General features: G+C 44.0%; 14 protein-coding genes. 10 read left to right on the plus strand and 4 right to left on the minus strand.

The features are described from left to right. The 6 genes from AB4Z17_RS25750 to AB4Z17_RS25775 all read left to right on the plus strand — a co-directional run. On the plus strand, positions 1-548 hold a 548-nt coding region (locus tag AB4Z17_RS25750; RefSeq protein ID WP_441962943.1), incomplete at its 5' end, for a YheC/YheD family protein. A 176-nt stretch (positions 549-724) separates the two neighbouring features. Next, positions 725-1,687 (plus strand): ABC transporter permease, encoded by a 963-nt coding sequence (locus tag AB4Z17_RS25755; RefSeq protein ID WP_441962945.1) that lies wholly within the window; start codon positions 725-727, stop codon positions 1,685-1,687. 34 nt (positions 1,688-1,721) lie between these two features. Beyond that, complete coding sequence (locus tag AB4Z17_RS25760; RefSeq protein ID WP_441962947.1) at positions 1,722-2,618, plus strand: carbohydrate ABC transporter permease; 897 nt, start codon at positions 1,722-1,724, stop codon at positions 2,616-2,618. Positions 2,619-2,698: 80 nt separating this feature from the next. Then, positions 2,699-4,354: an extracellular solute-binding protein gene (locus tag AB4Z17_RS25765; RefSeq protein WP_441908373.1), complete on the plus strand. Its 1,656-nt coding sequence runs from the start codon at positions 2,699-2,701 to the stop codon at positions 4,352-4,354. 127 nt (positions 4,355-4,481) lie between these two features. After that, on the plus strand, positions 4,482-6,023 hold the full coding sequence (locus AB4Z17_RS25770; RefSeq protein WP_441908372.1) for a response regulator: 1,542 nt from the start codon (positions 4,482-4,484) through the stop codon (positions 6,021-6,023). Then, complete coding sequence (locus AB4Z17_RS25775) at positions 6,020-7,798, plus strand: sensor histidine kinase (protein WP_441962949.1); 1,779 nt, start codon at positions 6,020-6,022, stop codon at positions 7,796-7,798. The genes AB4Z17_RS25770 and AB4Z17_RS25775 overlap by 4 nt, the downstream gene beginning before the upstream one ends. Before the next feature lie 41 nt (positions 7,799-7,839). On the opposite strand, the gene AB4Z17_RS25780 is transcribed toward AB4Z17_RS25775, so the two are convergent. Further along, positions 7,840-8,718 carry a LysR family transcriptional regulator gene (locus AB4Z17_RS25780; RefSeq protein ID WP_441962951.1) on the minus strand — a complete coding sequence of 293 codons (879 nt, stop codon included), beginning with the start codon at positions 8,716-8,718 and terminating at the stop codon, positions 7,840-7,842. A 110-nt stretch (positions 8,719-8,828) separates the two neighbouring features. On the opposite strand from AB4Z17_RS25780, the gene AB4Z17_RS25785 reads away from it, so the two are divergent. Beyond that, positions 8,829-10,109: an adenylosuccinate synthase gene (locus AB4Z17_RS25785; protein ID WP_441908369.1), complete on the plus strand. Its 1,281-nt coding sequence runs from the start codon at positions 8,829-8,831 to the stop codon at positions 10,107-10,109. 23 nt (positions 10,110-10,132) lie between these two features. On the opposite strand, the gene AB4Z17_RS25790 is transcribed toward AB4Z17_RS25785, so the two are convergent. After that, positions 10,133-10,678 carry a hypothetical protein gene (locus AB4Z17_RS25790; protein ID WP_441962953.1) on the minus strand — a complete coding sequence of 182 codons (546 nt, stop codon included), beginning with the start codon at positions 10,676-10,678 and terminating at the stop codon, positions 10,133-10,135. An 87-nt stretch (positions 10,679-10,765) separates the two neighbouring features. Here AB4Z17_RS25790 and rbsK point away from each other — a divergent pair, with 87 nt between their 5' ends. The 3 genes from rbsK (at position 10,766) to AB4Z17_RS25805 (ending at position 13,068) form a co-directional block, all read left to right on the plus strand. After that, entirely contained in the window at positions 10,766-11,692 is a 927-nt protein-coding gene (rbsK, locus tag AB4Z17_RS25795) for a ribokinase (protein ID WP_441962955.1), read from the plus strand. Positions 11,693-11,771: 79 nt separating this feature from the next. After that, complete coding sequence (locus AB4Z17_RS25800) at positions 11,772-12,482, plus strand: MBL fold metallo-hydrolase (RefSeq protein ID WP_441962957.1); 711 nt, start codon at positions 11,772-11,774, stop codon at positions 12,480-12,482. 19 nt (positions 12,483-12,501) lie between these two features. Further along, a complete protein-coding gene (locus AB4Z17_RS25805; RefSeq protein WP_441962959.1) occupies positions 12,502-13,068 on the plus strand; it encodes a TetR/AcrR family transcriptional regulator in 567 nt (188 codons plus the stop codon). Positions 13,069-13,118: 50 nt separating this feature from the next. Here the strand turns inward: AB4Z17_RS25805 and AB4Z17_RS25810 are convergent, their stop codons facing one another. Next, the gene (locus tag AB4Z17_RS25810; protein ID WP_441962961.1) at positions 13,119-13,568 is read right to left on the minus strand and encodes a methyltransferase domain-containing protein; all 450 of its coding nucleotides are present in this window, start codon (positions 13,566-13,568) and stop codon (positions 13,119-13,121) included. 48 nt (positions 13,569-13,616) lie between these two features. Beyond that, a partial coding sequence (locus tag AB4Z17_RS25815; RefSeq protein WP_441962963.1) for a glutathione peroxidase occupies positions 13,617-14,077 on the minus strand: 461 nt, incomplete at its 5' end.

Raw genomic sequence — 14,077 nt, forward strand, 5'->3', positions numbered from 1 at the left:
ATTCAATCGTTAAGAAAAAGCAAATACAAAAAAAATATAATTCCGTTTCCGAGGCTTATTCGCAAATAAAGAAAATGAAATCGAGTAGGCTCATTATTCAAAAAGGAATTTCATTAGATCGCGTGAATGGGTGTCCCTACGATATTCGAGCGATGGTTCAGCGGAAGCCGGAAGGCAAGTGGGTTTGTACGGGTTTTATGGTAAAGGTAGGGGCTCGCCATAAAATTGTAACGAACTATTACCAAGGCGGAGCAATCTATTCGATGAAAAAACTTGGAAAAAGGCAAGGACTTTCTATTGAAGCAACGGATAAGCGGATCAGCAGACTAAGCAAGGTGGCCTTGCGAATATCGCGGACATTAAGCAATAAACGTTCGGGTATGCATGAGCTTGGCATCGACTTTGCATATGATCAGAAGCAGCAGTTATGGGTTCTAGAGGTGAATTCCAATCATCCGCAATTCCATCCCCTTAAAAAGCTTGATCCTGCGGCCTATAAAAAAATGAAACAGTTTGCTGCCAGCTACGGAAGGCGCGATGCAAAATGAAAAAAAATGTAAAGCAGATCGAGACGATTTCTCGATCTGCTTTTTTTATACTTATTAATGATTGCGCTTACTCCAATGATTGAAAAGTATCATTTTTAGTTGTTCAGATAGCTATTAGTGCGTTTATGATCGTTATAGAATACTAGTAGAACAACTAGAGCAAGGGGGATTGAGTAGTGGCGCAACTATCCGTTAATGAAGAACTATTAAAAAAACCAAAACCTAAAACTAAAAATGCGTTTCTGCGTTTCGCAAAACAATGGGACATTCAAATGATGGTATTGCCGGCATTGTTACTAATCATCGTATTTAGTTACATCCCAATGTACGGTATATTGATGGCATTTCAAGACTACAGCATCTTCAAAGGTTTTATGGCAAGCGAATGGGTTGGATTAAAACATTTTGACATGTTCTTCAGCTCCCCGGAGTTTTTCAAGGTCATGCGAAATACGGTTATTATCAGCTTGTTGAAATTTTTCATTGGATTCCCGGCACCGATTTTGCTGGCGCTTATGCTTAACGAAGTGAAAAACCTAATGTTTAAGCGGCTGGTTCAAACGGTAAGTTACCTGCCTCACTTTATGTCATGGGTAATCGTTGCGGGACTGATTATGTCGATGCTGTCCACGGACAATGGAAGCATTAACATCGTACTTGAAAAAATGAACTTTATCGATGAACCGATCAACTTTCTATCACTTCCAGAATTATTCTGGTCCATCCTCGTTTCGACTGGGGTATGGAAGGAAATTGGATTTGGCTCCATCGTATATCTAGCAGCAATAGCAAGTATTGATCCAAGCATGTATGAAGCAGCATCTATGGATGGTGCGAGTAAATTCAAACAAATCTTTTYGATCACATTGCCTTCGATCATGCCGGTTGTCCTTATCTTCATGATTCTGGCGATTGGCAATCTACTCAATGCAGGTTTCGAAGACATTCTATTGCTTGCTGTAAACCCTGTACTCAGGGACGTGTCAGATGTTATCGATACGTACGTTTATCGAGTCGGGATACAAAGCTCTAGATACTCATACGCAACAGCGGTTGGATTGTTCAAAGCCGTTATCAGCGTAGGACTTTTGACAATGGCGAACTTTCTGGCACGCAGGGCCGGCAGCAGCTTGTGGTAAACTATACAATTAGCCCGGAAAGGCGGATGATGCAGTGATCAGGCTCAGTTTTGGAGACCGCGTGATGACGGTGACCATCTACATCTTACTAACGTTATTAGCTTTTATGACCTTTTATCCATTCTGGAATGCACTTGTCATATCCTTCAACAGCGGAATAGACACCTCCATGGGGGGCGTAACCTTTTGGCCGCGTGATTGGACTTTAGAAAACTACGGTATCGTATTCAAGGATGAACGATTGGTAACTGCGTTTCTGGTATCGATCAGTCGGACGCTTGTCGGTACAATCGCATCCATATTTATAACGGCATTATTCGCCTATGGCCTCTCGAAGAAAGAATTGATGGGCCGCAAGTTTTACATGATCTTGTGTATCATTACGATGTACTTCAGTGGTGGACTTATTCCTTCTTTCTTGCTCATTCGTGAGCTTCATCTCATGAATACATTCTGGGTATTCATTATTCCAACACTAGTCAGCGTTTGGAACATGATCATCTTCCGCACATTCTTCCAAGGCTTGCCTGCAGGGCTTGAGGAATCGGCCAAAATCGATGGAAGCGGCAACTGGGGTATCTTCTTCCGCATTGTTGTTCCACTCTCTGGTCCCGTTATTGCAACGTTGTCGCTTTTCACGGCTGTTTTCCATTGGAATGATTGGTTTGGTCCAAGTATCTACATTACCAATGAGAAGCTGCTTCCTATACAAACGATGCTTAAGCAGATTTTGAACTCCAATATCGTATCGGATCAAATGTCACAGCTAGATTCTGCAGCGCAAGGGCAGTTAGCCAAAATGAGAACGGTAACGAGCAAATCGTTGTCTATGGCAACGATGATGGTTGCCACGATTCCTATCATTATGGTGTATCCATTCGTTCAAAAATATTTCGTTAAAGGTGTTCTTGTTGGATCATTGAAAGAGTAGCAGGCAGTTTAATAAGACATGTGGTTTAGAGCGAAAGCTTTGAACATATAAAAATGAGCTTGAAAGGGGATATTAAACAGATGAAAAAAAGAAAACTACTCGTCCCAATCGTCTCTGCATTTATGGCCGTTTCTTTAATGGCAGGCTGTAGCGGTAATTCCGGTAAAACAGAAAACGGAGAAACAGGAAGCAAGCCGGAGGAAAATAGCGGCAATAAGCCGGCATCGGTTTATGAACTTGGCAAGGAGCAGCTTGATTTCACCCTTTATGGCCATTATGACTGGTACACTATGCCAGCATGGGGCGGCGACATTACGAGTACTTGGATTAGAGATACAAAGAAAGTAAACGTAAAACCAATCCACTCCGGTGGTGCGGCTCCACAAAAGCTGAATACGATGATTGCGACTGGCGAGCTTCCTGATGCGATCTGGCTAGAGCGCGTTGATGTTGAGAAATTGCGCACAGCTGATCTGCTTGTTCCATTCGACGACTATCTTGATAAATATCCGAACTTGAAAAAATGGTTGGGCGATGAAGGCATCAACATGCTACGTTCAGAAGATGGCAAGCTTTATCAATTCCCTAACTGGTATACTAAACAACCTAACGGCAACGCTGGTTATGTTGTAAACAAAAAGATCTACACAGAGCTTGGTTCACCTAAGCTTGAAACAACAGACGATCTGTACAGCTACTTGAAGCTGGTTAAAGAAAAATATCCGAATGTTGTTCCTTACGAGCCGCATTTAGCAAAAGATGGACAAGGCCTTGATGTATTGTACTCTGCATTCAAAGAAAACGATCAGAAGTTCCCAGGCATGCGTGCTGTGCCTAACGGCGACAAGCTGACTTCGATCTTCCTTGACCCAGAGTACCGTGAAGCAATGCAGTACACTTCCAAGCTGTTCCGTGAAAAATTGATTACGCAAGATGCAATGACGCAAACGGTTGACCAAATTACTGAAAAAGTAATGACTGGCCGTGTAGCCGTATTTGCATCAGCAAGCCCGACTGAAATTGCAATGCAAGCACATGCTGAGCTTACGAAAAACGATCCAGAAGCTGGATATTTCATGATCTGGCCGATTCACAAAGAAGGCGTTGACAAAAACAAAGTATTCCCTGGTACGTATGGTATGTTAGGCTGGAACGTAACGGTTATTACGAAAAGCGCTAAAAACCCAGAAGCAATCTTCGCTTTCTATGACTGGTTGACTGGTCCTGAAGGACAAAGCGCTTTGATGTGGGGACCTCCAGGAATCTATTGGGATGGCGTAGAAGCTGACGGCGAAACTCCGAAGTTCACAGAAAAATACACTTCCGATGCAGGCGGTCTTGGCAAGCTTCAAGCGATTACAACGAACCTTAACTGGGTTGGTAACACAGTATTCCTAGATACAACAAAAGCTAAATTTGAAGAGTCGTTGCCAGTTGAGCAACAAAACTGGTCTACTCGTTACCAACGTGAAATTACGTGGAAAACGCAATCCAATGCAACAGAATTCATTAACATCGATCCACAACCGGATACTGAAGAAGGTATCATCCGTCAACGTATCGAGGACTTGTTCCTAGAAGTTAGAGCAAAAGCATTGTTCGCGAAAAATGATGCTGAAGTACTAGCTGTTCTTGATAAAGGCGAAAAAGATGCTCAAGCTGCTGGTTATGATAAATTGCTAGCATTCAAAACAGAGAAATGGCAAGCTAACCTTGCAAAAATGAAAGCTGAATAAGCCATAGCTTTTCGTAAAAACGACGGGTATACTAAGATATTTAGTGTACCCGAGTTTTTTCGTTTTAATAGAACGATGAAATGTTCGATGAACGTAAAGCCTTTGCCTAATTGGAGCTGATAACATCATGTATAAAGTATTGCTGGCGGACGACGAGAAGCTGGATTTGGAAGGCATGCGTGCTTTTATTCCTTGGACAGATCTCGGTATGGAAATCGTAGCGGGTGTGATGAACGGATTTGATGCTTGTAAAGTGCTGGATACGGAAAAAATAGATATTCTTGTAACTGACGTCCGTATGCCTAATATGACGGGGCTTGAGCTGGCTAGACGCGCACTCGAGATGTCGAAGGATATTAAAATTATTTTCGTAAGCGGATATCAGGATTTCAGCTATGTTAAGCAGGCATTGTCGCTTAATGCTGTCAATTATGTTTTAAAGCCGATGGATGATCAGGAGCTGATTGATTCCCTGCTTAAGGTTCGAGATGTTTTGGATCATGAGCAAGAGCGGCAAAATACGTATGGACAAATGGTTCCGATCGTAAAAAATGAATATATGCTCCAATTGCTTGAAGGAACGAGCGATGACAAAACCATCGAGGTATTGAGTCAAGAATATGAGATGAATCGTTTTCTCTATCCTGGCTTAGTAGCCGTAATTGAAGTCGATGATTTGTCTTGGAAACTGAACGATGAGACGCGGGCAGAGCAGGATGAGATTCAGCAAGTGGTATCGATCTGTAAGGAGTTTGGCATTTCGCATATTTGCAAAATAAGCAAATTCCGGGTTGCGATTCTCATTGAGCAATCGGATCAAGATTTTTTGCCACTCAAGATCGTAAATCGAGTCAACGAACAGCATACCTTCTCCATTACCGCAGGCGTTGGTGAGTTCTGTGATTCGATCAACGAATTCTCGGCCTCCTATCGTCAGGCAGTTGAAGCTTTGGACTTGAAAATGTTTTACGGCAAAGGAAAGGTCATTGGTCACGGCGAGGTTAGGCCGGCAGAGAAAGAGGATGTTAAGCATCTCGATGCGAAGCTGGAAGCCTTGTTTGTTGCGATGTCGGGTTATGAGCTCGTTCGCATTCATGATGAGCTGGATGACTTATTTCAGGTTGCCAAAAACTTAAAGTCAAAGTTTACGCTGCGCAACTATGCGCTTTATATCGTAATGAAGCTTGATAATTATTTGCAAAGAACGAATGAAAATGTATTTCAGCTGCTTGGCATGGAGCTGAATAATTACGATATCATTATGCAGTTTGAGACGATCAACGATATTCATGTGTGGCTGAGACGCAGGGTTTACGAAATATCCGAAACTTTGCAGGCAAACAAGCATAAAAAAAATTGGAAGCTTATTAAACAAATGATTGATTATATGAAAGAACGTACACATGATAACATTACATTGCGTGATTTGGCGGAGCAATTTTCATTATCGCCGAACTACCTTGGCCTTATTTTTAAAGAGGAGACAGGTAAAAACTTCAGCGAATATTTTATTCAGCTGCGCATGGAGAAATCGTGTGAGCTGCTCAAAACAACAAATATGAAAATTTATGAGATAGCAGATCAGGTAGGCTATCGTCACTTGCCATATTTCAGCAAGCAATTTAAAGAAATGTACGGTATGACGCCGTTGGAGTTTAGACGAAAATGACCAAACATAAGAAGGAGCACCGTTATATTCCGTTTGGAATTAAAATTATGCTCACCTACAGCTTGTTTATCATGGTGCCGGTGATCCTAATTGGCTATGCAGCGAATGTTATTTTTACAAGCTCCATTCAAGAGCGAACCCGCGAGATTAATCTTGGTACGCTGGCTCAGATGAAGGACAATATTATGTACAAAATGGAGGATGTGTCACGTATATCCGGCATGCTTTATTTTGACAGTAATCTTGCATCCTATTTGCGTCATTATGAAGAAGGCTGGGTTAGCTACGAAGCCACGACGAAGCAGCTCCTTCCAAAAATGCAAACAACGGTGGAGGCAGCAAGCAACAAAATGCGTCTTGCAGTCTATCTACATAACAATACATTGCCGGAAATTTATCACAATTATAATAATACCGATCCGCTTAACGCGGAGGGGCCATTATTTGATTTGTACCATATTTCTAGAATTAAGGACAGGGCATGGTATATAGATTACCCCGTGGAGCGGTATGGCGAGACCATGCAGTGGAAGCAGGTTGAAGGGGATACAAAATTCGGGCATATTTCCTTGCTCAGAAGACTTGTTAATATGAATGATCCCATTACGCTTGAGGAAATTGGTTTCGTTCGTATTAGCCTGAGACTTACCGATCTGCTCGAGAGCGTTGATTCTGAGAAAATCGGTAAAGGAACGAAAATTTTTGCACTCAACGAGAATGGAAGAATTATGTTCTCTTCCGGAGATACCGATTTTAATATTGGTGAATCGCTGAGTGAAGCGGAAATGGCGGACTATTGGGCCGTAGAGGAAAAGATTCCACAGCTGAATTGGAAGCTGCTCGCACTCTTTCCAACCGATATTATGGAGAAGGCTACTGACAAGGTAAAGCTTTGGACCTTCTTAATTTGCTTGGCTTGCTTTATTGTATTTTCACTTGCAGGCTTGTATATTTCTCGCTTTTATTCCCGTAAGGTTATCAAGATCGTTCGTGTGCTGGATGCCTTTCAAGAAGGGAATTTCAAGAAAAAGATTCATTTTAAAGGGAAGGATGAATTTACGCGCATTTCCTTTGCTTTAAACGATATGGGTCATAATATTGACGGATTAATTCAAGAAGTCTATATGACAAATATGAAGAAAAAGGAAGCGGAGCTGGAATCGCTGCAAGCGCAAATCAATCCGCATTTTTTATATAACACATTGTCCTCGATCAGTAGATTGGCTAAGTTTGGACAGGTAGATAAGCTGCAGCGAATGGTGCTTGATTTAGCGAAATTTTACCGGCTATCTCTTAATGAAGGTAGAACCGTTATTCCGATTCGGAATGAGCTGGAGCAGATTAATGCATATATCAATATTCAGAAGACGAAATTCGAAGACGGTATGCAAATCTGGTTTGACATTGATCCTAATATTTTAAGATTTACGACCGTAAAGCTTATTTTACAGCCCTTTATCGAAAATGCGCTTGAGCATGCTTGGTATGGAGCACAGATTAACATTCGAATCGTAGGCAAGATGGAGGGAGATTTAATAACTTTCCAAGTCATTGATGACGGCGTTGGCATTAATCCTGAGATTTTACGCCAAATGTCCGATCCTATTGAGAGAGTGAATGTGGGCTACGGGGTTCGGAATGTGGACGAGCGGATCAAGCTTCATTTTGGAGCAGAATACGGCGTTCGTATCGTGAGCAAAAGAGGAATGGGCACATCCATTTCGATCACTATTCCAGCTAGAAAAAAAGATATGGAACCAGAACGTCCTATTTAGAATAGGACGTTTTTTTATGCATTTAGTTTTTTGCCAAGCGGCTAAGGCAGCAGCTCCAAAAATCGTTTGGATGCTGCGGATTGCGGCACACCGCGAAGCGTTGCGATACCGATGCTGCGTGCGGGGATGGGAGGGTTCAGCGGAATTTCGACGAGCTTGCCAGAAGCAAGCTCATCAGCAGCATAGCTGCGAACGAGGAAGGCCAGCCCAAAGCCGCTTCGTGCGAACTTTGCAAGCAAATCCATGCTGCCAAGCTCAAGCTCTGGCCTGAGCTTTGTACCATGCGCAGCGGCATACTCGTCAAGGAACTCTCGTGTGCCCGCCCCTTTTTCCAGAAGCAATAACGGGTACTTGCTAATATCCTCAAGCTCGATGGTGGTATCGCCAAGAGATGAATAAGCGGGACCACCGACGAGTATATCCTGCAAGGGCACGCTTAACCGAAAGTCTAGCTGACTGTCTGAAGCAGGCATATGTACGATGCCAAAATCAATTTTTCCTTCTTTTAGAAGCTGGATGGTTTCAGGTGTAGTTCGATTCGTCACACGAATGCGAATCTCTGGATATTCCGTATGGAACTGCTCCAAATACGGCATCAAATAATGCTTGCATAACGTGTCGCTTGCACCGATACTAATTTCACCGCTTTGCAGGTTGTGCATTTCCGCGAGCATTTTTTCCCCTATCTCAATAAAGCTATACGCTTGCTCGATATATCGAAAGAGTACCTTGCCCTCAGTCGTAAGCTTAACGCCCTTGGCCATACGGAAAAAAAGCTGGCCGCCTAGCTTTGCCTCTAATTGCTTAATCGTATGCGTGACGGCTGGCTGTGTAATATAAAGCTGTTCTGCAGCGCGCGATAAGCTTCCTGTCTTAGCCGTCCAATAAAAGACACGATACCACTCCATGTTTACGATCATAGATATAATCCCACCTAATATGAAGTATTAGTTATATCAATTATATTAATGTCACATGATTCATTATAATAAACCTTAAAGGGCAATAACAACATTAGGAGGCGATTGAATTGACGGTAACCGCTATAGTGGGAGCGAATTGGGGAGATGAAGGCAAGGGGAAAATGACAGATGCGTTAGCTGCCAAATCTTCATTTGTTGTACGTTATCAAGGAGGCAGCAATGCAGGGCATACGATTATTAACAGCTACGGTAAATTCGCGATGAATATGCTGCCGTCTGGCGTCTTTTATCCAGAGATTACGAACGTCATTGGCCCAGGCACAGCTCTTGATATTGAAGTGCTGCTGCGGGAGAGGACTGAGCTGATAGCACGAGGAGTACCGGAGCCGCAAATTCGAATATCCGAACGAGCACAGGTTGTACTGCCTATTCACCGCTTATTTGACGAGCTGGAGGAGGAAAGGCTTGGCTCAAACGGCTTCGGATCGACGAAAAGAGGCATTGCTCCTTTTTATTCAGATAAATATGCAAAGCTTGGCGTACAAGTTGCGGATCTATATGATGAGCAGCGATTGCTGCAGCGTTTAGAGCAATCCTTGGCAGCCAAGAATGTACTGCTTGAGCAGTTGTACAATAGAAAGCCGATCAAAGCGGAGGAGCTTCTGACCGTGCTGCTCGAGCAAGCGGAGAAGCTGCGGCCTTTCGTTTGTGATACAACGAAGCTGTTAAATGATGCGTATCGAGCCGGAGAGTCGATATTGCTGGAAGGACAGCTTGGGGCGCTGCGTGATCCGGATCACGGCATCTATCCTTACTCCACATCATCGTCTACGCTGGCGGGCTTTGCGCCAGTAGGCGCGGGTCTTCCACCCTATGCAATTACGAGAATCATTGCGGTAGTTAAGGCGTATTCCAGCTGTGTTGGAGCCGGACCGTTCGTCAGTGAGCTGACAGGTGCGGAAGCTGATGAGCTTCGCCGTTTGGGAGGCGATGCAGGAGAATTTGGCGTGAATACAGGGCGCCCGCGCCGAATGGGGTGGTTTGATGCGGTGGCTACGCGTTATGGCTGCATGCTGCAAGGGGCTACGGAGGTTGCGCTGACCAATCTTGATGTTCTAGGATACTTAGATGAAATTCCAGTATGCATAGGTTATGAATTGGGTGGACAAATCATTAAGGATTCATTCCCAGTGACAGCAGCGCTTGCTTCCGCTAAGCCAGTGCTTAAGCGTTTGCCAGGCTGGAACTGCGATATTTCACAAGCTACAACTTTTGAGCAGTTGCCTGAAGCAGCGCAGCAATACGTTCAGTTTGTGGAAGAAGCGATTGGCGTAAAAGTTGCAAGCGTATCGGTAGGACCGCGTCGTGAGCAGCTAATCACACGATGATTTAGTATAAGAAAAGCAGAATCCTAATTGGATTCTGCTTTTTTGGCGCGTGGCCATAGGCTATAGCTAAAGCTGATGACAAAATCAATAACGAGTATGATCGACCATAAACGAAGCGTGTTAAATAAAACCTCCGTTCGCACCGCATCGCCAACCATTAAAATCATGCCATACAAAATGGCAGCGCCTATCACCCATGCGAGCAAGTGATGCAGCCAGCCATTTCGCTCGTAGCGAGCATGATCTTCGCCATATTTCGGCTTGCGAGCAGGAGCAGGTCCGCCGGCAAAGCGATGAGCGAACCTTTCATCAGCCCATTTGATCATCCGATGTCCCCAAGCGATGGAAACCCCGATATATATAGCAGCCAAGCTATGTGCGAAGGTAGCTGTTGCGCCGCCGCGGAGATCATAAATAGTAGCGATAACCAATGCCAAATCGATGAGAGGTGTTGCAATCAAAAATATAGCGCCAAGCTTTTTTAAACGGAAAATATAGCGGCATAATAAGCCGATAAGTACAAATAACCAAAATCCTATCTCGCAGCCGATAATAAAAGCGGTAATCATGTGAAGATCTACTCCTTCTGTTAAAATAGGTACATGCAGTCAAAAGAATGAACTGAATCGTTAATTAGGGAAGGGTATGAACAAACTATGAAAAAAATACTCGTTGTTGGAAGCATAAATATGGATATCGTTAGTCAGGTCGGAAAATTCCCGCTGCCGGGTGAAACAATATCAAGCGCAGCCACCTCGTTTTTTCCGGGCGGCAAAGGGGCAAATCAAGCGGTTGCAGCGGCTCGTGCAGGTGCGGAATGTGTGATGATCGGCGCAGTTGGCGAGGACCCTTTTGCTCAGGCATTGATCACATCTTTACAAGATAATGGAATTTCCACTAGTCAAGTATTACGCAAGCAAGGAACATCAGGTTTCGCTATTATTACTGTGAATGGTGAAGGCGAAAACCATATTGTTTTATCTGAGGGTGCGAATGGTCAACTGACAGACAAGGATGCAGCAGCGGGTTATGGAGAGTGGTCGGATATTTATGCCGTGCTGCTTCAAAATGAAATACCGTGGGAGACGACGCTATCCGTCATGAATAGTGCTAGCAGCAGCGGCAGTAAAGTATTTTATAACCCTGCCCCGGCAAGGGCTATTCCTGAGCATGTTTTTCCGCTTATTGATACTCTTATTATAAATGAAACCGAGGCGGCTGTTGTTACGGGCTTAACGGTAAACGATGCTTCCTCAGCGCAAGCGGCAGCAGAAGTAGTCATGGGCAAAGGAACAAAAAACGTCATTATTACATTAGGGGAGAAAGGCTGTTTCTATCAAAATAAGCAAGGCGACACAGCTGCGATTCCTGCGTTCAAAGTAAAACCTGTTGATACGACGGCAGCGGGCGATACTTTCTTCGGTGCATTCGCCGCTGCAAGCGCTGATGGATGCCAGGCTGAACAGGCTTTGATCTTTGCTGCAGGAGCAGCGGCACTAGCCGTTACGAAGGAAGGTGCCCAAGCATCGATTCCCACTAAAGCAGAAATTGAAGCTTTTCTTCAAAGCGAACAGAAAAATTAAAAATAGGCTTGCTAAAACTAATGATATTAGTTTATTATAAAACTAATATCATTAGTTTTTGTTGAGGAGGCCATTTGAAATGCGAATGACACGCGAGAAAACGGTTGTACAGCTGACCTATTTACCTAAGGTATTTCCAGTAAATTGTTACTTGGTAGAGGAGGCGGAAGGATTGACGTTGGTGGATGCCGCACTTCCAAACAACGTCAATGCCATTCTGAGGGCAGCGGAGCAGCTAGGCAAGCCGATTACCCGCATAGTTTTGACTCATGCTCATGCGGATCACATCGGTTCGCTCGACGGGCTGAAAGAAAGGCTTCCAAATGCACAGGTGTTTATATCAAAGAGAGATGCAAGACTGCTTAGCGGTGATCATACGTTAGATCCTAATGAGAGCAGCTTGCCCATACGTGGCGGTTTGCCTAAAAACGTTCGAACAAAACCTGATGTTTTGCTGGTGGATGGTGATCGCGTGGGCTCTTTGCTTGCGGTAGCTGCACCAGGACACACGCCTGGTTCGATGGCATTTCTAGATACGAGGAATGATATTCTCATCGTAGGGGATGCTTTTCAAACTAGAGCAGGCGTTGCAGTATCAGGACAGATAAAGCTGCTGTTTCCTTTTCCAGCAATGGCTACTTGGGATAAACAAACGAGCTTGGAGACGGCTCGAAGGTTAAGAGATTTGAAACCATCGTTGCTCGCTGCTGGCCATGGCAACATGGTGCTGCAGCCTAAACGTTTATTGGATAGGGCGATTGCCACAGCGGAACGTTCTTTGGTTAAATAAATAGGAGAGGGGGGATTCTATGTCACCTAGAAGAGGGCTTGATTTGGCGACTATCGTAGAGGAAGCAGCTGCCATAGCAGATGAGCTAGGCATCGAAGAGGTTACGCTGGCGACGCTCGCCAAGAAGCTTGGAGTGCGTTCTCCTTCATTATATAACCATGTGGATGGATTAAACGCTTTGCGCATACAGCTGGCTATCTACGGTTTACAGAAGCTGCTTGCAGCGATAAATGAATCGTTACAAAATAAAGAAGGCGATGAAGCGGTTCATGCTATTGCTTCTGCCTACATTTCTTTTGCCAGAAAACATCCAGGCGTGTATGAGCTGACGCTGCGCTCGCCAGATTCGGATGAAGCAGAATACGCAGCAATTGGAGAGCAGCTTGTGGATTTGCTCGTTAAGACGCTAAGCTATTATGAACTTGGGTATGAGAAGGCCATTCACAGTGTACGGGGATTGCGCAGCTTGCTGCACGGATTCGCTTCGATTGAACAAAAGGGTGGATTTGGCATGCCGCAGGCTATCGACGAAAGCTTAAAAATTGTCATCCAAACGTATTTGAACGGTCTCCGTGTTAAATCATGATTGAAAAGAAGCAGGAGCCAGAGATGTTTGGCTCCCGCTTCGATAGTAATTTAAGGTTTGTTAGCTTTCCAAATATATTTGTATTCTTTTACGCCTAGTTTTCCATTGATTTGATTCTCTTCAACTTTGGCGTCGAAATCCTTGCTTAATGAAGGATCAGTATAGTCAGGATTCCCGGGAATGCCTGTGAGAAACTTAGCAAATTCATTTGTGTCTGGAAAATAGAAAACAGCTTGGCTCTCATCTTTCATGGAGTYGGCAATCTTAATCATTTCCATTGAATTATCAAATCCAACAATCGACTTAGCATGACGTGACATCTTTAGTGTAAAATCTCCGTGTCCGCAACCCGCATCAAGTACCGTATCAAATGCAGGCAGCATTTCAACTAATCTTTCTTCAAATAATTGCTCAGCTGACACACCTTCGATCGTAAATACCGCATTGCTTCGATATCCGCCATTTTTTCTTGCAATTCGATCGTACCATTCTATTCCCATCCGTTTACCCTCCTAGACTACTCGAATATGTTCTCACTGGCTTACTCCTTAGGTACATAGAAGCGATATGATGGCAGGCTCAATAGCGATGGGCTCTATCGTCGATTCGAATCTTTCTTGAACAAATCCGCCGCGATTAATTAAAAACTTGGAAAAATTCCACTTGATCCCGTCCCCAGCATATATTTCTGGGTATTTCTCCTGCAGGAAGTGCTGCATCCATTGTCCGCTCGCAGTCACTGAGTCGAAGCCTTGGAACGGAGCTTGCTGGGTCAGATATTGAAATAATGGAAGAGCTGATGCTCCTCTCACATTCGTTTTCTCAAATAGCGGGAACGTAACTTTGTAGTTGACCTCGCAAAATTGCTTCACTTCCGAATTGCTGCCTGGCTCTTTCTCGTTGAATTGGTTGCAAGGAAAAGCGAGAATTTCGAATCCTTGTTCCTGATATTTTTCGTATAACACCTGCAGATCATTGAATTGACGTGAATAACTGCATTTGCTTGCCG

This window comes from Paenibacillus sp. TAF43_2, assembly GCF_052113545.1.
Classification (GTDB): domain Bacteria; phylum Bacillota; class Bacilli; order Paenibacillales; family Paenibacillaceae; genus Pristimantibacillus.